Raw genomic sequence first — 20,322 nt, forward strand, 5'->3', positions numbered from 1 at the left:
GAACCCCTTAAACGCTTTTCGACAACATTTTTCTGTGGGTATGGATCGACATTACGATACCAAACCCGGCCATCAATACGATTAGGGCTGAGCCCCCGTAGCTGACCAGCGGCAAAGGTACCCCCACCACCGGCAAAATACCACTTACCATACCAATATTTACGAAGACATAAACGAATAAAATCAACATTAAACCGCCTGCCATGACGCGGCCAAAGGTGGTTTGTGCCTGGGCGGCGATCCACAGTCCGCGCATGATAAGCAAAATGTACAATGCCAGCAGGATCAATACCCCGATAAGACCCAGCTCTTCCGCCAGCACGGCGAAGATAAAGTCAGTATGGCGCTCCGGCAGGAATTCGAGCTGCGACTGAGTACCATGCAACCAGCCTTTACCGCGTAAGCCGCCGGAACCAATAGCGATTTTCGACTGAATAATATGATAGCCCGCGCCCAGCGGATCGGTCTCTGGATCGAGGAGCATCATTACGCGTTGACGCTGGTAATCGTGCATCAGGAAGAACCATAAAATCGGAATAAAGGCGGCGACCAGTACCACCGCGATGCCGATTAAGCGCCAGCTCAGGCCAGAGAGGAACAGGACAAACAGGCCGGATAGGGCGATCAAAATCGAGGTGCCGAGGTCTGGCTGCGCCGCAACCAGTAGGGTCGGCAGGAAGATCAGGACCAGTGCGATGGCGGTATTCTTCAATGACGGCGGACAGACATCGCGGTTAATAAACCGCGCCACCATCAGCGGCACCGCTATTTTGGCAATCTCCGAGGGCTGAAAGCGTACAATACCGAGATCCAACCAGCGCTGTGCGCCTTTGGATATTGCGCCGAAGGCGTCTACGGCAACCAGCAAAATAATACAGAAAATATAGAGGTAAGGCGCCCAGCCCTCATATACCCGCGGCGGGATCTGCGCCATCACGATCATAATCACCACGCCCATGGCGATTTGGCCGATTTTACGCTCCATCATGCCCACGTCCTGGCCGCTGGCGCTCCAGATAACCAGCGCGCTGTAGGTGAGCAGCGCCAGCAGGATGAGCAGCATCGTGGGGTCCAGATGGATTTTATCCCATAGTGATTTTTTGTTCGGATTATCGGTCATTATTGATCCTCCCCCGCCGTCACCGCCGGGCTTTCACTCGGCAGATTGGTGTTGTTATCACCCAGCATGATGTGATCGAGGATCTGGCGCATAATGGTACCGACCGCCGGGCCGGCGCCGCCATTCTCCAGGATCATCGCCACCGCGACCTGGGGGTTGTTGTAAGGCGCAAACGCCGTCATAAGTTTGTGGTCACGCAGACGTTCGGAAATTCGGTGCGCGTTATAGGTTTCGTTGGCTTTCAGGCCGAAAACCTGCGCGGTACCGGACTTCGCCGCAATCTTATACGGCGCGCTGGCAAAGTATTTGTGCGCGGTACCATTGCCGCGGTTAGCAACGCCGTACATGCCGTCTTTAGCGATTTCCCAATAGCCGGAATGAATATCGCCGACCGGCGGTTCATGCGGTTGTACCCAGGGTACCTGTTTCCCGTCTTCGAGAGTGCTTTGCAGAAGATGGGGCACTTTGACCACGCCGTCGTTTATCAGGATCATCAGCGCTTTGTTCATCTGAATCGGCGTGGCGGTCCAGTAGCCCTGGCCGATACCGACCGGGATGGTATCCCCCTGATACCAGGGTTTCTTAAAGCGCTTAAGCTTCCATTCGCGAGTTGGCATGTTGCCGGAGCGTTCTTCCGCCAGGTCAACCCCAGTGTAATCGCCGTAGCCAAACTTACTCATCCATTCGGAAAGGCGATCGATGCCCATATCATAGGCAACCTGATAGAAATAGGTATCCGCGGACTCTTCCAGCGCCTTGGTGACGTTCAGATGACCATGACCCCACTTTTTCCAGTCGCGATAGCGTTTTTCCGAGCCAGGCAACTGCCACCAGCCGGGGTCGAACAGACTGGTGTTGCGGGTAATGACGCCGGCGCTCAAGGCTGAGACCGCGACGTAGGGTTTCACCGTCGAGGCGGGTGGATAGACCCCCTGCGTCGCGCGGTTGACCAGCGGGGTATTCGGATCGTTGAGGAGTCCGGAATAATCTTTACTGGAGATACCATCGACAAACAGGTTGGGATCGTAGCTCGGGGTTGAAACCAGCGCCAGAATCGCGCCGCTGCGCGGGTCGGTGACCACCACCGCCGCGCGGCTGCCCGCCAGCAGCGTTTCGATATACTGCTGCAGCTTCAAATCAAGGGTTAGGTAGATATCGCGCCCGGCCTGCGGCGGCACTTCTTTTAGCTGGCGAATAACGCGGCCGCGGTTGTTGACTTCAACCTCTTCGTAGCCGGTTTGCCCGTGCAGCACGTCTTCATAGTAACGCTCGATTCCCAGCTTACCGATGTCGTGGGTCGACGCGTAGTTGGCCAGTTTGCCCTCTTTATCCAGGCGATCGACGTCTTTATCGTTAATTTTAGAGACGTAGCCGATAACGTGGGTCAGGGCGGAGTTATACGGATAGTAGCGGCGCTTGTAGCCTTTGACTTCAACGCCGGGAAAGCGGTACTGGTTAACGGCGAAACGCGCCACCTGGACTTCATTAAGATTGACCTTCACCGGAATCGAGGTGAAACGGTGAGAGCGCGCGCGCTCTTTTTTAAAGCCGGCGATGTCGTCGTCGGTCAGGTCGACGACGCCGCGCAGCGCATCCAGCGTCTGCTGCACGTTATCGACTTTTTCCGGCATCATCTCCAACTGATAGATGGTGCGGTTCAGCGCCAGCGGTGTGCCGTTACGATCGTAAATAATACCGCGGCTGGGCGGAATAGGGACCAGTTTAATGCGGTTTTCGTTGGAACGCGTTTGGTAGTCGTTGAAACGGACAATCTGTACGTTGTAGAGGTTGGCAATCAGCACGCCGGTAAGCAACAAAATGCCCGTAAAAGCGACCAGCGCGCGGCGTACAAACAGCGAGGATTCAGCCGTATAGTCGCGGAAAGAATTCTGTAATTTCATTCGCTGCTTAGTCTACCCAGGTCATCATTACTCACGGTGGTAAGGGTGGTTAGTCGTTATGCTCCACGCACGATACAGGCTCTCAGCCACCAGCACGCGTACCAGCGGATGGGGCAACGTGAGCGTGGAAAGCGACCAACTCTGTTCCGCTGCCGCTTTGCAGGCCGGAGAGAGACCTTCCGGGCCGCCAATGAGTAAACTGACGTCCCGGCCATCCTGCTTCCAGCGTTCCAGTTCTCGCGCCAGCTGTGGCGTATCCCAGGGTTTGCCGGGGATGTCCAGGGTCACGATACGGTTCTTGCCTGCCGCTGCCAGCATCATTTCGCCCTCTTTTTCGAGGATACGTTTGATATCGGCATTCTTTCCGCGCTTACCGGCAGGGATCTCTACCAGTTCGAACGGCATATCTTTTGGAAAACGGCGCAGATATTCGCTAAAGCCGGTCTGAACCCAGTCCGGCATTTTGGTGCCAACGGCCACCAATTGCAGCTTCACGCATTAACTCCAGAGTTTTTCCAGCTCGTACAGACGACGGCTCTCTTCCTGCATGACGTGAACCATCACGTCGCCCAGATCGACTACGATCCAGTCGGCGGCGGCTTCACCTTCAACGCCCAGCGGCAGCATACCGGCGGCGCGGGATTCCTGCACCACATGGTCGGCGATGGACATTACGTGGCGCGTGGAGGTGCCGGTGCAAATAATCATGCAATCGGTGATGCTGGATTTGCCATGTACATCAATGGCGACGATGTCCTGACCTTTCAGGTCATCAATTTTGTCGATAACAAAATCCTGGAGTGCTTTACCCTGCAAGTGTTCCCCCTGGGTGCGTGAAGAGTGATAACAATAACGAGCCTGACAGTATACCCGAAGTCATGGCAATGTCGGGAGAAAAGTCAGCTTTCAGCCCTTGAAAGCGGGCTATCATCCCATCCCTTGCCGACGAATGCATCGCCATTTTTGTAAAACAATTTCTGCAAGATGCGTATAGCGGGTGTAGCCTGGCTGCGGAGAATAGCAGCCTGCTCGGGGCTGTCAATGGGCGGCCATGAATTCTTATTCCGCGCGCCACTGCGCCTGGCTATTTAATACGCGTAAGGTTGTGAAATCGTCGCGTCGCTCGATAAGGCTCCAGCTACCGTGGGCGAGGGGAAAATGCCACATTGCTGCCGCCGGCATCTGCAATAAGAGTGCGATTAACAGGCTTAAAGCGCCCTGATGGCCGACGATCAGCAGGTTAGCCCGCTGTTGATATTGCCCTAGGCTGGCGGCAAAGTCCGCGATACGCTGGGTAAAGGCCTGGAAGCTTTCGCCATTGGTCGGCGTGGCGTGTTGCCAGTCTTTGCACCAGGCAGCGTAGTTCCGCGGGTCTTCTTTTTGCAGATCGCGATGGTGACGCATTTCCCAATCGCCAAAGAACATCTCATTCAATGAAGGAATAATTTGCCGGGGGACAGGCCGGCCAGCGAGCAACAGGTCGGCGGTGTGCTGGGTTCTCGCCAGCTCGCTGCACAATACCCGGTCGAAAGGCGCCGCTTGCAGATAGTCACCCAGCGAGCGCGCCTGCTGGATACCGCGTTCGGTAAGGGGGGTGGGAGCATGTCCGCTATACAGTCCGTCGACGTTAGCCTGCGTTTCGCCGTGGCGAACCAGCCATAGTTTCATGATGCACTCCGTGGAAATCGCGTAGCGTAACGATATCCTCGCAGCCGGTTCTCAGCAATAGAGCTTCTGCTGGTGAATATAGTCCAGTACGGCGGCCGGCAGCATATCGGCGCAGGAGACACCTTGCTGTAGACGCTGACGAATCAGCGTGGCGGAAATATCGAACCATGGGGTTTCCGCCAGATAGATAACCCCGGCGGGACGGGTATGTAACATCTCGACGTCGTGGGTGAGATGTTTATCGAGCCATTGCTGATCTTCTTCGCGCTTCATCGCCAGCGGATATCCCGGACGGCGGCAGACGATCAGATGCGCGTTATCGAGGATCGTGGCGTAGTTATGCCAGGTGGGGAAGGTCAGCAGCGAGTCCTGGCCGATGATAAACGCCAGGGGCTGTTCCGGGCCTTGTTCTTGCCGCCACTCCTGTAGCGTTTGCGCAGTCCAGGACGGCGTATCGCGCTGTAGCTCGCGTTCGTCGAGAACGAATAGGGGTTTATCGGCAATTGCCAGCTCCAGCATATGCACCCGCTGGGCGCTGGTGGCTTCCGGCTGCGGGCGATGCGGCGGCACGTTATTAGGCACGATAATGACCCGGCTAAGACCAATTTGGTTTGCCAGAATCTCTACCGGCTTAAGGTGACCATAATGCACCGGATCGAAGGTGCCGCCGTACATTGCCTGCAACTGAGTCATATCAACCATCAATAAAAACGTCCGCCAGCGCTTTATGGCAGAGCAGTAACGAAAGGCTTTCCAGCTCGGGCCATATTGACTGACCGTAATCTTGCTTGAAGGTGAGCTCGGCGCGGGTTAATAACGTAACGGCCTGGCGCAGTTGCTCGGCGCTGAGGCGCGTGAGCGCGTCGCCGACCAGCTGACGTCGGTTCTGCCAGACCCGGTGTTTATCAAACAGCGTGCGCAGCGGCGTATGCGCCGACTGGCGCTTCAGAGTGACCAGCAGCAGCAGTTCGCGCTGCAGCGTGCGCAGCAAAATAGCGGGTTCGCAACCTTCAAGGCGCAGTTGTTGCAGGACGTGCAGTACGCGCTTGCTTTTGCCGGCCAGCAGGGCATCGACCCAGTGATACGGCGTAAAGTGGGCGGCGTCATTCACCGCCTGTTCAACGCGCGGCAGCGTCAGTTTACCGTCGGGCCACAGCAAAGAGAGGCGCTCCAGCGCTTGCGCCAGCGCCAGCAGGTTGCCTTCATAGCAGTAGCATAGCAGTTGGCTGGCGGCCTCATCTAACTGCAACTGATTCTGTTTAGCGCGGGCGGCCAGCCAGCGAGGCAACTGCGCGTATTCCGGCGTCTGGCAGCTCACCTGCACGGCGCGGCTGGCAAGCGTTGTTATCCACGCCGCGTTTTCCTGCGCCTTGGTAAGCTTGTTGCCGCGGACAATCAGCAGCAGATCTTCATGCAGCATACCGACCAGCGTGGACAGCTGTTCGTTGATCGCCGCATTCGGGCCGTTTTCCGGCAGGATAAGCAGAAGCGTCTGGCGGCTGGAAAAGAGGCTCAGCGCCTGACTTAAGGAAAAAAGGGCGGGCCAGTCGGTGCTGGCATCGATGGTCGCGGTGTGATGTTCGGTAAAGCCCTGGGCGGCCGCGGCTTCGCGGATCGCATCCTGGCTTTCCTGTAACAGCAATGGGTCGCTACCAAGCAATAAATACGCCGCGCGCAGCCCTTCAGTGAGCTGCGCGCGGAGTTGTTCCGGGTACAACCGAATCATCAGTTACCCAGCGTAGTGGAGACGCGGTTGCCAGAGGTTGAGGTGGCCGGGGTACCAGACACCGGCTGCTCAGCCTCTTTAGTGGCTTCGACATCCGCAACATGCACGCTCGGCAATTTACGGATCAACTGTTCCGCAGCCTTATCGTACATTTCACGAACAATCATGTCCTGCTCGGCATCTTTCGCCAGCGCCGCCTGCGGGTTATCGAAGAACGAGCGATAAACCTTGGTATTGATTGGGTAAATGTCATGGCCCGGAATCAATACGGTGGCGTTAACGGTCAGCACCATTTGGTATTCAGCAGTACGACCATCCTGGAAAATGGATGCCGTATCTTTCTGAATGGATGAGTTACCCAGACGCAGGGACGGAATATCCTTACGCAGCGTATCGGCTTCGATCAGCTCTACGCCATTCAGACGTAGCTGGTTACGTACCGCACGGCTTAACGGACCATTCGGATCGCCTGACTGGAAAATCATAGTTTTCATTGTGGTTGGAACCTGCGTATTACTACGTAGATGCCAGCCGCAACCGGCGGTGATTAACACCGCCAGAGATAACAGCATTGTTGCCAGATATCGCACGCTTCCTCCCGCGCTTAGCCAACGACCAGATTGAGCAGTTTGCCCGGAACGTAAATCACTTTACGTACGGTCACGCCTTCAAGGTATTTTGCGACCAGATGTTCCTGGCCTGCACGTTCACGAACCTGCTCTTCGGTTGCGTCTACCGCAACGGTAATTTTACCACGAACTTTACCGTTTACCTGGACGACGACCAGAGTCGTGTTTTCAACCATTGCACTTTCGTCTGCTACCGGCCACGGCGCGTTGTCGATATCGCCTTCGCCGCCCAGTTCTTGCCACAGGGTGAAGCAGGCATGCGGGGTGAACGGGTTGAGCATACGCACCACTGCCAGCAGCGCTTCACGCATCAGCGCGCGATCCTGTTCGCTTTCCTGCGGCGCTTTCGCCAGTTTGTTCATCAGCTCCATTACCGCGGCAATGGCGGTATTGAAGGTCTGACGACGGCCGATATCATCGGTCACTTTGGCAATCGTTTTATGCACGTCGCGACGCAGCGCTTGCTGATCTTCGCTGAGGCTTGCCACATCCAGGGCGACAGCCGGGCCCTGAGAGGTATGCTCGTAAACCAGTTTCCAGACGCGTTTCAGGAAGCGGTTTGCCCCTTCTACACCAGATTCCTGCCACTCAAGGGTCATTTCTGCTGGGGAGGCGAACATCATGAACAGACGTACGGTATCCGCGCCGTAGCGCTCAACCATAACCTGCGGGTCGATACCGTTGTTCTTCGACTTGGACATTTTGCTCATGCCGGTATACACCAGCTCGCGGCCCTGTGGGTCGAAGGCTTTAACGATACGGCCTTTTTCATCACGCTCAACGGTGGCGTCAATCGGTGATACCCAGTTACGCTCGCCGTTTTCGCCGACGTAGTAGAACGCATCGGCCAGTACCATACCCTGGCACAGCAGCTGTTTAGCTGGCTCATCGGAATTCACCATACCGGCATCGCGCATCAGCTTGTGGAAGAAGCGGAAATAGAGCAGGTGCATGATGGCGTGCTCGATGCCGCCGATGTAGATATCCACCGGCAGCCAGTAGTTCGCGGCATTCGGGTCCAGCATACCTTTATCGTACTGCGGGCAGGTGTAGCGCGCGTAGTACCAGGAGGACTCCATAAAGGTGTCAAAGGTGTCGGTTTCACGCAGCGCCGGCATGCCGTTAACGGTGGTTTTCGCCCACTCAGGATCGGCTTTGATCGGGCTGGTGATGCCGTCCATGACGACGTCTTCCGGCAGGATAACCGGCAGTTGGTCTTCCGGCGTCGGCATCACGGTACCGTCTTCCAGGGTCACCATCGGAATTGGCGCGCCCCAGTAACGCTGGCGGGAAACTCCCCAATCGCGCAAGCGGTAGTTAACTTTGCGCTCGCCAACGCCCATCGCGGCCAGTTTATCGGCAATGGCGTTGAAGCCTGCTTCGTAATCCAGGCCGCTAAATTCGCCGGAGTTGAACAGCACGCCTTTCTCGGTCAGGGCCTGCTCGGAGAGATCCGGCTCGGAACCGTCAGCGGCGAGAATAACTGGCTTGATGTTCAGGCCGTATTTGCTGGCAAACTCGTAGTCGCGCTGGTCGTGACCCGGAACGGCCATCACCGCGCCGGTGCCGTACTCCATCAGTACGAAGTTTGCCGCCCATACCGGGATGGCTTCGCCGGTCAGCGGGTGAATAGCTTTAAAGCCGGTGTCGACGCCTTTTTTCTCCATCGTCGCCATATCGGCTTCGGCAACTTTGGTATTACGGCATTCGTCGATAAAGGCGGCCAGCGCCGGATTGTTAGCCGCAGCCTGTTGCGCCAGCGGGTGACCCGCTGCGACGGCAAGGTAGGTGCAGCCCATGAAGGTATCCGGGCGGGTGGTGTAGACGGTCAGCTTATCGGCGTAGTCGTTGACGTCAAAGGAGATTTCTACCCCTTCAGAGCGGCCGATCCAGTTGCGCTGCATGGTCTTAACGGTGTCAGGCCAGTGATCCAGGTTGTCCAGATCGTTGAGCAGTTCGTCAGCGTAGGCGGTGATTTTAATAAACCACTGCGGGATCTCTTTGCGCTCAACTTTGGTGTCGCAGCGCCAGCAGCAGCCGTCGATAACCTGTTCGTTAGCCAGCACGGTCTGATCGTTCGGACACCAGTTCACCGCTGAGGTTTTTTTGTACACCAGGCCTTTTTTATATAGCTCGGTGAAGAATTTTTGCTCCCAGCGGTAGTATTCCGGGGTGCAGGTCGCAATTTCACGGCTCCAGTCATAGCCGAAGCCCAGCTTTTTCAGCTGGTTTTTCATGTATGCGATGTTGTCATAGGTCCACGGGGCCGGGGCGGTATTGTTTTTCACCGCCGCGCCTTCCGCAGGCAGACCAAACGCATCCCAACCGATCGGCTGCAGGACGTTTTTGCCCAGCATGCGCTGATAGCGCGCGATGACGTCGCCGATGGTGTAGTTACGCACGTGACCCATGTGTAGTCGACCAGAAGGATAAGGAAGCATCGACAGGCAGTAATACTTCTCTTTGCTCTCGTCTTCAGTTACTTCAAATGTACGATTTTCGTCCCAGTGAAGCTGGACTTTCGATTCTATCTCTTCCGGGCGGTATTGCTCTTGCATGGCAGCCAGTGGTCCTGTTTTCAATACAGCTACAAAATGTAGCCAATGGATGTGTTATTTCAGATCGGCATAGCATAGCCCAAACGTCCACGTCAAAACAGCCTTTCGCACATTAACATCGGCAAAAGCGGCGCAGAATTTTTCGCGACTCTGTGGCGCGGATGGCAAAGCAAACCGCCGATAACGTCTATTATTAGAAGCAGTTAATCACACCGGAGGCGAAATGATGAACAAGGTTGCTCAATATTACCGGGAACTGGTCTCCTCGCTCAGTGAACGGCTGCGCAATGGAGAGCGTGACATTGACGCGCTGGTGAAGCAGGCGAGGGAGAAAATCACCCAGGCAGGCGATCTGACGCAGAGCGAGGTTGAGTCACTTATCGCGGCGGTGAAGCGCGATCTGGAAGAATTTGCCCGCAGCTATGAAGAGAGCCATGAAGACGATAGCGACAGCGTCTTTATGCGGGTGATCAAAGAGAGCCTGTGGCAGGAGCTTGCCGATATCACCGACAAAACCCAGCTTGAGTGGCGTGAGGTGTTTCAGGATCTGAACCACCATGGAGTCTATCACAGCGGGGAAGTGGTAGGTCTTGGCAACCTGGTATGCGAGAAGTGCCACTACCATCTGGCGGTATACACCCCGGATGTGCTGCCACTCTGCCCGAAATGCGGGCATGACCAGTTTCAGCGGCGGCCATTTGAGCCGTAAACGCTAAAAGCAGCGATGCGCATTGCGCTGCGCATCGCTGAGTCATTACAGTACGGTATTAATTTCCGCAACCTTGAAGTATTGATAACCACCCATCTCACTGGCGTATTTATGCGAGGAGTTGAGGACCATCTTGTTGGCGCTGATGGTGCCGACATCACAGGTATTAAATTTCAACCAACCGCAGCCGCGACCGCTGTTAACCACCTTTTTCGCGGTCATGGTTAAGGTGCCGTTCGCCTGAATTAATGAGTAGTTATAGATATTGCCTTTTAACTTGGTGTCCAGCAGCAGATCGCCGGTGCTGTAAATCGTCCCTTCATTAGTAACATCATAATAAGTTGTCAGAGAGACATTGGCCGCGGTGATAGTACCTGTGTTACTAATCGTGCCATGATCGGTAGTAATATCAGCGGCTTTCATATAACCGTTGTTATTCAGCCAGTAGCTATGCGCGGTAATGGCGTTGGTGGCCTCCATGCGGCCACTGGTGCTTTGCGCCAGCGTGCCGTTGGTTTGTAGATTGATGTTTTCGCCAGTGATATTACCCAGATTGTAGATTTCCCCGACATTTACGGTTCCATCCTGCTTAAGAGACTGAATGGTGGTGTTGCCGGTTGAATTAATGTTCCCGGTATTTTTAAAACTCTCGCCAACAAAAGTAAGGGTGGTGTTTTTAGCACTGATTTTCCCTTCATTCAGAAAATCGCCTATTGCCGTGGCGGAAATCTGGTTATTCGACAGCAGGGAGGCCTTAGCCTCATTACGGATTTTTCCACCGCTGGCCAGGCTTAACCCACTGGTTCCGGTCATCGTTCCAGAGTCGCCGTTAGTGATGTTGCCGTTAGCGGTGGCAATTAGCTGACCGCCAGTGATAGAACCGACGTTAACGATATAATCCCCACTGGAGAGCATTAAATAATTGGCTCCGCCGATACTGCCTTCATTGGTGATACCTGTGACCGTAGAAACCTGGCTTAGCAGACCGTTGCCTTTTATCGTCCCTTTATTTATCAGGTTTCCGTAGCTGGTGAGTTGCAGTGAGCTGTTTGAGATAATAGAGCCATTATTACGTACGCCAAAACCAATGTTATTGCCAATCATGCTAATGCTGTTGGCAGTAATGCCGCCAAGACTACTGACGTCGATGCTGTATTGCGGGTTAATCGTCATTTCGAGCAGGGTCGCTTTTTTACCCGCTGAGGTCACCGCGCCAGAACTGTTATCCATGGTGAAATTACCTGCACTAACAAGGGCGTTCTTGGCCTGCACTTTACCATTAATTTTAATCGCGTCGGCGAGTAGAGCAGCATAGCTGTTAGCGGCGTTCATGCCATTTTCACCGATGGTGATTTTGCCATTGGTGATGGTATAGCTGCCGATAGCGCCTTCATCGGTCAAATTCACCTGACCTGTCGTTAATATTGCCTTGTTGGTATTAACGAAACTACAGCCGGAGCAGGTAATACCGTTAGGGTTAGCGATTACCACGTCGGCTTTCAGCCCGGCGACTTCAATGAAGCCATTTAATGAACTGGCTTTATTGGAGGTGACTTCATTCAGGATCACCGATGCGCCGCCATTAGTCAGATTGTTGTTTTTAGCAATATTGCCAAAAGTCGCATGATTAATATCGCTGTCGCTGTTATTGAGTATTAAACCGTTGCTGCCAACGTTAAATTCACGATACAGGTTGTGCGAAACGCCTGCAGCATTCGGCGCTTCAATATCAACCACCGTTGCGCCTGATAGATGGGTGTAAGTCGACGGATCGGCGTACACCACCGTCGAGCTTAACGCTGCTGCTAAAGCAACATAGGTTAATTTAAACTTAAACATGAATTTATTCCTTTAAATATAGTGAAAAATAGGTTGTGTTAATACTTCCACTTCAATGAGAAACCCATATTGAATGAGTCACTACTAAAGTTATCTGGTTTACTTAGCGGTGTGCCGATGAAAAAATCATATTGTGTTGAGAATATATCACCGCGCAATCCGCTAACGGCACCTGAAATAACTTTTCCTTGCCGATATTGTTCACTGCCGATAATACGACCAATATCTAATCCTAAATAGAATTGCTGTTCCGGGCCGGCAATATCCCAGATGAAATCATTGCTCCAGTACCATCCCTGATTGCCAGAGAGAGTATATTCGCCATCAAATCCGCGAACCGTCCAGCGGTTGCCAATATTAAATTGGTTATCCGAAGAGAGAATGTCCGGGCTATATTGCGCATTAAAATGCGGTGCATAGCTAAATCTATCTCCGGTTAAATCGAATTTCATTAAGGCCTGCAAATCGGCATGTACTACGCGTGAGCGCTTACTGAACTGGCCTGCTTTTTCTTCCGGTGTGGCGACGGAGTTTAGCCATGGGAGGCGGCGCTGTAACCCCAGGCTGGCGGCGACGACTTTTTTATCGAAATAGCGTTGCTGTCGTAGCGTCAGCTCCCATGTCGGGTTCTGTTTGCGCATCACCCTAAGTTCTTCACCGCCAAAATAGTAGTGTGATGTACTTTTTGAGATACGGAAATCCAGCGACGTTTTTTGCTGACGGGTGTGAGACAGCAGTCGTGACAGCGTCGCGCTATAGTAGCGATTTTTACTTTTATAATCCGTTTGCGACCAGTTGCCCTTGAACAACTGGCGATATTGGCTCTGTGAACCGTAAAGACCTAACGCCCAGTAACCGAAGGGAATCGAGTAATACAGACTGCCATTCTGGTTACCATCATTATGTTGATTAAACTCGATATCTCCTCCTCCTGAGACATAGAAAATGTCGTTGAGGGTGGTGATATCATAAAGATAGAGCGCACCTCCGGCCTGATAGCGACCGCTGGCGCGGCTGCCAGCGTCATCCATCCAGGCTCCCACCTGCCATTTTTTATCCAGCCGACGCGTTAGCTGCAGATTGCTTTCTGCCTCCCGTTGTCCCGGTAATATTTGCATATTCGCCGAACTTCCTGGCAGGCGGCGCAGGTTTTCCATTCCCTGTTCGAGATCGGTGAGACGCAGGATATCTCCCGTGCGGGTGGGGATATTGTTCCAGATGCTGGTGGTTTGCTCGCTTGTCGTTGACCAGAAAATATCACCGATTTTGCCATAAGCGAGTTCGAGCCTTAATGTGCCCTCCGTCAATGACTGTTCCGGGATGGTCAGTAATGAAGTGATGTAACCACGGGCAATTAACTCATTTTGTAATGCCATGGTGAGGTGCTGAATACCGTTAATCCCCAGACAACGATGCAGAGCCTGAGCTGTAAGGTTGTCCAGAAGCTGATGCGTGAGCTTCGGCTCGGCAGAATCGATATGAATATTATTGATGAACCTGCAGTTTTCTTCCTTTGGAAACGTGAGCGTTTGTCGGTCGGTATTAATTAGTGAAGCCTGGGCGGCCTGCTGCTGTGGTGTCAGCGCCGCCTGACGGGCTTTATCCTGCTCGTTTTGGTTAGTCGTGGTGGAGACTATCGTACTGGCGAAAACCTGCTGCTGACACAAAAACACAATCAGCAGGGTGTGAATCAGATTTTTTTTATTAAACATGAAGCAAGTTCCATTTGTTTCATTAAATTTGCATGCTGTATTGCTAAGCTTGCTTAAAACACGGCCTTATTCAGGGTATAGGGTCATCCATAAAAATATTATTTTTTATTATCAGAAAGTTTTGTGTTGGGAAATATTTCCAGGGCTTGTTCTTAAGGGGGGTATGTTAGCGGTGGCGGTAACGCTTAGCCATGCGAAGAAAACTGAATTTTGTATGAATTAAATTAATTTAGAATGTGATTTGTTAGGGGGGAGTGTTAAATTATTCACTGGTTTAATAAGAAAACAATTAAAATAAACCACTAATATATGGCACACATTATCGAGAGAGAAAAGGCGCGCACATGACATGCGCGCTGGGATTTTAGTGCAGGATTTTGGCAAGGAAATCTTTCGCGCGTTCTGATTGTGGGTTGGCGAAGAAGGCTTCTTTATCGACATCTTCGACAATTTTACCTTCATCCATAAAGATGACCCGGTTCGCTACTTTACGGGCAAAGCCCATTTCGTGCGTCACCACCATCATGGTCATACCTTCGTTCGCCAGCTCGACCATCACGTCCAGTACTTCGTTGATCATCTCCGGGTCTAGCGCTGAAGTTGGCTCATCGAACAGCATCGCGATCGGATCCATGCACAGCGCGCGCGCGATCGCGACACGCTGCTGCTGGCCGCCGGAGAGCTGCGCCGGATATTTTTCCGCATGCGCCGCCAGACCCACGCGCTCCAGCAGCTTAAGCCCCTTTTTACGCGAAGATTCTTTATCGCGATTGAGAACCTTAATTTGCGCCAGCGTCAGGTTGTCGATGATCGACAGGTGCGGGAACAGTTCAAAGTGCTGGAATACCATACCGACGCGGGAACGCAGTTTAGCAAGATTGGTTTTCTTATCGTTAACCTGAGTGCCATCAACGATAATTTCGCCTTGCTGCACCGGCTCAAGGCCATTAACGGTTTTAATCAGCGTCGATTTACCGGAGCCTGACGGCCCGCAAACCACCACCACTTCGCCTTTTTTCACTTCGGTGGAGCAATCGGTCAGCACCTGAAAGTGACCATACCATTTTGAAATATTTTTCAGGGTAATCATTACACAGTCCTTTTCTTCAACCAACTGACCAACAGCGATGCGCTGAGACTAAATACAAAATAAACGGCGCCTGCGAACAGGATCATTTCCACCTGGGTTCCGTCACGTTCGCCAATGGTGGAGGCGGTACGGAAGAAATCGGCCAGGCTCAGGACGTACACCAGCGAGGTATCCTGGAACAGGACGATACCCTGGGTTAACAGCAGCGGGACCATCGCGCGGAAGGCCTGCGGCAGAATCACCAACTTCATCGATTGCCAGTGGGTCATCCCCAGCGCCAGCGCGGCGCTCGACTGACCACGGGAAATACTCTGGATCCCGGCGCGAATAATTTCCGAATAGTAGGCCGCTTCAAACATCGAAAATGCCACCATCGCCGAAATCAGGCGAATATCGGTTTTCGGCGACAGCCCCAGCACGTTTTGCAGGAATCCGGGAACGATCAGATAGAACCACAGCAGCACCATCACCAGCGGAATCGAGCGGAAAACGTTAACGTAGGTTTTGGCAAACCATGCCAACGGCAGGAAGCTTGACAGGCGCATCACCGCCAGAATGGTGCCCCAGACGATACCGATAATAATTGCCGTGACGGTGATTTTCAGCGTAATGACCAACCCTGCCAGCAGGTAGGGCATGGAAGGAACAATTGAACTCCAGTCAAAATCGTACATTATTTGCCTCCCATATTGCCCGGCAGGCGAACTTTACGTTCAACCACATACATCACCAGCATGATTACGGCGTTGATGAATACATAGGCGAGGGTGATCGCAGTAAACGATTCCCAGGCGTGGGCTGAGTAATCCAGCAGCTTGCCCGCCTGCGCCGCCATATCCGCCAGACCGATAGTGGAAGCGATAGCCGAGTTTTTTACCAGGTTCATCATTTCCGAGGTCATCGGCGGCACGATAACGCGATAAGCGTTCGGCAGCAGCACGTAGCGATAGGTTTGCGGCAGGGTCAGCCCCATCGCCAGGCCGGCATTTTTCTGCCCGCGAGGAAGGGACTGTATCGCGGCGCGGACCTGCTCGCAGACGCGGGCAGCGGTAAACAGCCCAAGGCACAGCATTGAGGAGACAAAGAACTGAATATTTGGATCCAGTTCCGACTTAAACCACATGCCGATGTTTTCCGGCAGAAACTCCGGAATAACAAGGTACCAGGTAAAGAACTGGACAATCAGTGGAACGTTACGAAACAGTTCGACGTAGCAGGTGCCGATCCCGGCTAACCAGCGGTTAGGGACGGTACGCAGAATACCGAACAGCGAGCCGATGAGGAAAGCGATAATCCAGGCGCTAATCGACAGCGCGACGGTAACCTGAAAGCCGCTCCATAACCAGCCTAGATAAGTGGTGTTGCCGAACGGGGCGGGTTGCAGGAATATTCCCCAGTTCCAGTCTATTGACATAAATAAACTCCAGAAAAAAAAGGGTAGCAGCGCTACCCTCGAAGATTGTTGCCCTGCTTGTTTCGGTATTCGCGGCGGCTGGGGAACGACCAGCCACCGTATAGTCTGTCCGTGCAAAGGCAACAATCGGGAGGGCTACTTTATCGAGCCCCTGTTTTTTTAATTAGTTAAGAGCCTTGTCATTGGGTGATTTGAACAGCGCCTTCATGTCGTCGGACAGTTCGAAGTTCAGGTTCAGATTTTTCGGCGGAATCGGGTTCTTAAACCAGGTATCAAACCATTTCGCCGCTTCGCCAGAGGTCTGCGCCTGGGCAACGGTGTCATCGACCAGTGTTTTGAACGATGCGTCGTCTTTACGCAGCATGCAGCCATAGGCTTCTTTCGACTGCGGCGTACCGACGATTTCCCAGTTATCCGGTTTCTTCGCTTTTGCGCGCTCGCCGGCCAGCAGGGCATCATCCATCATAAAGGCCACCGCGCGGCCACTTTCCAGCGTACGGAAAGAGTCGCCGTGATCTTTCGCGCTGATGATGCGCATGTTCATTTTCTTCTCGTCGTTCAGCTTATGCAGCAGTACTTCCGAGGTGGTACCGGAAGTGACGACTACCGCTTTGTCTTTCAGATCCGGGAAGTCTTTAATCGGCCCACCTTTTTTCACCAGTAGACGAGTGCCGACGACGAAAATGGTATCGGAGAAGGCGGCCTGCTTCTGACGCTCAAGGTTGTTGGTGGTGGAACCGCACTCGAAATCATAAGTGCCGTTCTGCAGTAACGGGATGCGGTTCTGCGAGGTGACCGGAATCAGTTTCACCTGCAGATCGGGTTTATTCAGCTTTTTCTTGATGGCTTCAACGATAGCGTTGGAGTAATCCTGAGAGTAACCCACCACTTTTTGTTGGTTATCGTAATAGGAGAATGGTACTGACGACTCGCGGTGGCCGACGACGATCACCCCGTTTTTGGCGATTTTATCCAGCGTGCTCTGACCTGCGGCCGGGGCGGCATCTTCAGCGTGCGCCAGACCAGCGGTCACTCCCATGACCAGCATTGCGGCGGCCAGTTTACGTAATTGCATATCCAACTCCTTATCCTTAACGCCAGGGACGCTAGTGATACCCATTGTGATTGTGTGTATGTGTTGTTATTCCTGCGAGCACTGCCGTAAGGCGGCGCTTTCGGGAATCGTCTGCAATCTTAAAGTGCAGTATTTGTATGAGCTTGTTAGCATTTAGTTTGGCTTAATGTAAAGATTTTGATGCGTTATTGTTTATTTTTGCGAAGCGCACCGCACCATTTGTGGGCAAAAATGGGTTGTTGCACCAACGTGGCGCGAAGTGCGAACGCTTTCGGTGCAACCCTAGTACAACCGCGGTCAAAATCGCCTACAGGGATGAAATTAAGCAATGGACGTGCCAGATTGGCGCTGGAGAGCGTAAAGCGGGGAAGGCCCGCCGGCGACGAATGCCGCCGGGAGCAGGCCGGGCGGCTGCCCGGCGGAAAAGATTAGCGTCGACGCTGGCGCAGGCTCATCACCAGCGCGGCAAAGCCAAAGAGGGCGGTTAACGCCCACAGCGGCCAATTGCCGGTACGAGCATACGGCGTCAGGCCGGTGGTTGGCGTGACCTTAGTGGTCAACACCGCGCGGGTAAACTGTGGGATCATGTCCTGAATTTCACCACGCGGGCCAATAACGGCGGTGATACCGTTGTTGGTGCTGCGTAGCAGCGGGCGCGCCAGTTCCAGCGCGCGCATCCGCGCCATCTGGAAGTGCTGCCATGGGCCAATTGACTTACCAAACCACGCATCGTTGGAGATAGTCAGCAGATAATCGGTATCCGGGCGGAAATTATCGCGGACCTGCTCGCCGAGAATGATTTCGTAGCAAATTGCCGCCGTAAGCTTCAGATTATGCGCTACCAGCTGCGGCTGCACGTAAGGGCCGCGGCTGAACGAGGACATCGGCAAATCGAAGAACGGCGCCAGTGGGCGTAAAATCGATTCCAGCGGTACGAATTCGCCGAACGGCACCAGATGGTTTTTGTTATAGCGATTGGTCGAGTCGTAGCTGTACGGGTTATCTTTACCCAGCGTGATGATGGTGTTGTAGGTATCGTAGCGGTTTTGTTTATTGAGGCGCGCATCGACAATACCGGTAATCAACGAGCTATTTTTGGCCCGCATCAGGTCATCAACCATGCTGAGGAAATGCTGCTGATTGATTTCCAGATCCGGAATCGCCGACTCCGGCCAGATAATCAGCTGCGATTTACCCATATGCGTCTGGGTGAGATCGAGATAGGTTTTCAGGGTGTTAACCAGCTGGTTTTCATCCCATTTCATCGCCTGCGGAATATCGCCCTGCACCAAAGAGACTTCCGTCGCCCGCTCAGGCAGCAGTTGATACCACTGGATATAACGCAGCGGGAAGGGCAGGGCAAACAGCACTATCGCCACCAGCAACGGTTTCCAGTGGCGCTGCGCGATAGCCAGCGCCAGCAGGCCGCTGACCACCATCAACAGAAAGTTTATCGCCTCAACGCCCATCACCGGCGCCAGACCCTTTAGCGGACCGTCAATCTGGCTATAGCCGAACTGTAGCCACGGGAAACCGGTCAGCACCCAGCCGCGGAGAAATTCGGTAATTTGCCAGATGACAGGCGCGGCGATGGCCAAACGGATCCAGTTAGTTTTCGGCCATAGTCTCGCGAGGATCCCGGCGAACAGACCGGTGTACAGCGATAAATAGGCCGCCAGCAAAGCAACAAGGAAAACGTTAACCGGGCCCGGCATGCCGCCGAACTGCGCGATGCTAACGTAAACCCAGTTAATACCGGTGCCGAATAGCCCAAGCCCCCAGAAGTAGCCAATCCAGGCGCTCTGTAGCGGGCGACGGTTGAGAGTGAGCGCCTGCAGACCAAACAGCGAGACAATCGCCGCTGGCCAGAAGTCGTAAGGTGAAAAAGCCAGCGTTCCGCTGGCTCCGAATAACAGCGCCAGCAGCAGACGTACGCGCTGGCGTTCAAGTAAAGAGGCAAATACCATTTAGGTTAATCGTCCCGTTAAATTAGTCTTCCAGCTTCGGCTGCGGCGCATCATCAGGAAGCTTTACATGGACCTGAATAATACGTCTGCTGTCAGCCATTGCGACCTTGAATTGGTAACCATCAATGTCAATCGACTCGCCGCGGGCCGGAAGATGACCAAAGGCCTGCATCACCAGTCCGCCGATGGTATCGACCTCTTCATCGCTGAAGTGGGTGCCGTAGGCTTTATTGAAATCTTCAATCGATGCCAGCGCGCGTACCGTCCAGGTATGACGGCTTAGCTGACGGAAATCGATATCTTCCTCTTCATCGTATTCGTCTTCGATTTCGCCGACGATAAGTTCGAGAATATCTTCGATAGTCACCAGGCCAGAGACGCCGCCGAACTCGTCGATGACGATCGCCATATGATAACGTTGCGAGCGGAACTCTTTCAGCATGCGGTCAACCCGCTTGCTTTCAGGCACGACAACCGCCGGTCGTAACACTTTTTCCATGCTGAAAGCTTCGGCGTCGCTGCGCATAAACGGCAGCAGATCCTTAGCCATCAGAATCCCTTCAATGTGATCTTTATCTTCGCTAATGACCGGGAAACGCGAGTGGGCGGATTCGATGATCACATCGAGGCACTCGTCCAGCGTCTGGTTGCGTTTCAGGGTAATCATTTGCGAACGCGGGATCATAATATCGCGGACGCGCTGGTCGGCGATATCCATTACCCCTTCGAGCATGTCGCGCGTATCTTCATCGATAAGCTCGTTCTGCCCGGAGTCACGGATCAGCGCCAATAATTCATCACGGTTTTTGGGTTCACCGTGGAAAAGTTGGCTGAGTAAGAGGGAGAAAAATCCCTTTTTGCTGTTTACTGTGTCACTACTGTGTGAATTGTCGTCGCTCATGGCGTCGTATGGG

Annotated in this window: 18 protein-coding genes; 1 reads left to right on the top strand and 17 read right to left on the bottom strand. The window is 53.5% G+C overall.

Going from position 1 to position 20,322, the window contains the following annotated elements:
* Nucleotides 1-7: 7 nt before the first annotated feature.
* The 9 genes from mrdB to leuS all read right to left on the bottom strand — a co-directional run bounded on the left by mrdB (nucleotide 8) and on the right by leuS (nucleotide 9,602).
* The gene (mrdB, locus tag ABLU86_RS02105) at nucleotides 8-1,120 is read right to left on the bottom strand and encodes a peptidoglycan glycosyltransferase MrdB (RefSeq protein WP_008805635.1); all 1,113 of its coding nucleotides are present in this window, start codon (nucleotides 1,118-1,120) and stop codon (nucleotides 8-10) included.
* Nucleotides 1,120-3,021: a peptidoglycan DD-transpeptidase MrdA gene (gene mrdA / locus ABLU86_RS02110; RefSeq protein WP_015704734.1), complete on the bottom strand. Its 1,902-nt coding sequence runs from the start codon at nucleotides 3,019-3,021 to the stop codon at nucleotides 1,120-1,122. The genes mrdB and mrdA overlap by 1 nt, the downstream gene beginning before the upstream one ends.
* Before the next feature lie 27 nt (nucleotides 3,022-3,048).
* Nucleotides 3,049-3,516, bottom strand: coding sequence for a 23S rRNA (pseudouridine(1915)-N(3))-methyltransferase RlmH (gene rlmH / locus ABLU86_RS02115; RefSeq protein WP_015367732.1), 468 nt, complete (start codon nucleotides 3,514-3,516; stop codon nucleotides 3,049-3,051).
* 3 nt (nucleotides 3,517-3,519) lie between these two features.
* A complete protein-coding gene (rsfS, locus tag ABLU86_RS02120; RefSeq protein WP_002894623.1) occupies nucleotides 3,520-3,837 on the bottom strand; it encodes a ribosome silencing factor in 318 nt (105 codons plus the stop codon).
* Between the two features lie 243 nt (nucleotides 3,838-4,080).
* Nucleotides 4,081-4,689 (bottom strand): adenosylcobalamin/alpha-ribazole phosphatase, encoded by a 609-nt coding sequence (locus ABLU86_RS02125; protein ID WP_045411808.1) that lies wholly within the window; start codon nucleotides 4,687-4,689, stop codon nucleotides 4,081-4,083.
* A 51-nt stretch (nucleotides 4,690-4,740) separates the two neighbouring features.
* Nucleotides 4,741-5,391, bottom strand: coding sequence for a nicotinate-nucleotide adenylyltransferase (nadD, locus tag ABLU86_RS02130; protein ID WP_045411805.1), 651 nt, complete (start codon nucleotides 5,389-5,391; stop codon nucleotides 4,741-4,743).
* A complete protein-coding gene (holA, locus tag ABLU86_RS02135; protein WP_015704737.1) occupies nucleotides 5,384-6,415 on the bottom strand; it encodes a DNA polymerase III subunit delta in 1,032 nt (343 codons plus the stop codon). Before holA ends, nadD begins: the two co-directional genes overlap by 8 nt.
* The gene (gene lptE / locus ABLU86_RS02140) at nucleotides 6,415-7,005 is read right to left on the bottom strand and encodes an LPS assembly lipoprotein LptE (protein ID WP_015704738.1); all 591 of its coding nucleotides are present in this window, start codon (nucleotides 7,003-7,005) and stop codon (nucleotides 6,415-6,417) included. The genes holA and lptE overlap by 1 nt, the downstream gene beginning before the upstream one ends.
* 14 nt (nucleotides 7,006-7,019) lie before the next feature.
* Nucleotides 7,020-9,602 (bottom strand): leucine--tRNA ligase, encoded by a 2,583-nt coding sequence (gene leuS / locus ABLU86_RS02145; RefSeq protein WP_015367727.1) that lies wholly within the window; start codon nucleotides 9,600-9,602, stop codon nucleotides 7,020-7,022.
* A gap of 226 nt (nucleotides 9,603-9,828) precedes the next feature.
* Here leuS and ABLU86_RS02150 point away from each other — a divergent pair, with 226 nt between their 5' ends.
* Nucleotides 9,829-10,311, top strand: a complete 483-nt coding sequence (locus tag ABLU86_RS02150) for a zinc ribbon-containing protein (protein ID WP_015704740.1) — start codon at nucleotides 9,829-9,831, stop codon at nucleotides 10,309-10,311.
* 45 nt (nucleotides 10,312-10,356) lie between these two features.
* Here ABLU86_RS02150 and ABLU86_RS02155 read toward each other — a convergent pair whose 3' ends face one another.
* From ABLU86_RS02155 to corC, 8 genes are all read right to left on the bottom strand, one after another.
* The gene (locus ABLU86_RS02155; protein WP_047069374.1) at nucleotides 10,357-12,150 is read right to left on the bottom strand and encodes a filamentous hemagglutinin N-terminal domain-containing protein; all 1,794 of its coding nucleotides are present in this window, start codon (nucleotides 12,148-12,150) and stop codon (nucleotides 10,357-10,359) included.
* A gap of 38 nt (nucleotides 12,151-12,188) precedes the next feature.
* The gene (locus tag ABLU86_RS02160) at nucleotides 12,189-13,862 is read right to left on the bottom strand and encodes a ShlB/FhaC/HecB family hemolysin secretion/activation protein (protein WP_108684417.1); all 1,674 of its coding nucleotides are present in this window, start codon (nucleotides 13,860-13,862) and stop codon (nucleotides 12,189-12,191) included.
* Nucleotides 13,863-14,226: 364 nt separating this feature from the next.
* Complete coding sequence (locus tag ABLU86_RS02165) at nucleotides 14,227-14,952, bottom strand: amino acid ABC transporter ATP-binding protein (RefSeq protein ID WP_015367722.1); 726 nt, start codon at nucleotides 14,950-14,952, stop codon at nucleotides 14,227-14,229.
* Entirely contained in the window at nucleotides 14,952-15,626 is a 675-nt protein-coding gene (gltK, locus tag ABLU86_RS02170) for a glutamate/aspartate ABC transporter permease GltK (RefSeq protein ID WP_015367721.1), read from the bottom strand. The genes ABLU86_RS02165 and gltK overlap by 1 nt, the downstream gene beginning before the upstream one ends.
* On the bottom strand, nucleotides 15,626-16,366 hold the full coding sequence (locus tag ABLU86_RS02175; RefSeq protein ID WP_015367720.1) for an amino acid ABC transporter permease: 741 nt from the start codon (nucleotides 16,364-16,366) through the stop codon (nucleotides 15,626-15,628). The genes gltK and ABLU86_RS02175 overlap by 1 nt, the downstream gene beginning before the upstream one ends.
* Nucleotides 16,367-16,529: 163 nt before the next feature.
* Nucleotides 16,530-17,441 (bottom strand): amino acid ABC transporter substrate-binding protein, encoded by a 912-nt coding sequence (locus ABLU86_RS02180; protein ID WP_015367719.1) that lies wholly within the window; start codon nucleotides 17,439-17,441, stop codon nucleotides 16,530-16,532.
* Nucleotides 17,442-17,869: 428 nt separating this feature from the next.
* Nucleotides 17,870-19,408 carry an apolipoprotein N-acyltransferase gene (lnt, locus tag ABLU86_RS02185; RefSeq protein ID WP_348796173.1) on the bottom strand — a complete coding sequence of 513 codons (1,539 nt, stop codon included), beginning with the start codon at nucleotides 19,406-19,408 and terminating at the stop codon, nucleotides 17,870-17,872.
* A 22-nt stretch (nucleotides 19,409-19,430) separates the two neighbouring features.
* Nucleotides 19,431-20,309, bottom strand: a complete 879-nt coding sequence (gene corC, locus ABLU86_RS02190; RefSeq protein ID WP_015704743.1) for a CNNM family magnesium/cobalt transport protein CorC — start codon at nucleotides 20,307-20,309, stop codon at nucleotides 19,431-19,433.
* Nucleotides 20,310-20,322: the final 13 nt, after the last annotated feature.

Origin of the sequence: Klebsiella sp. JN_Kp121 (assembly GCF_040062145.1) — a bacterium.
Classification (GTDB): domain Bacteria; phylum Pseudomonadota; class Gammaproteobacteria; order Enterobacterales; family Enterobacteriaceae; genus Klebsiella; species Klebsiella aerogenes.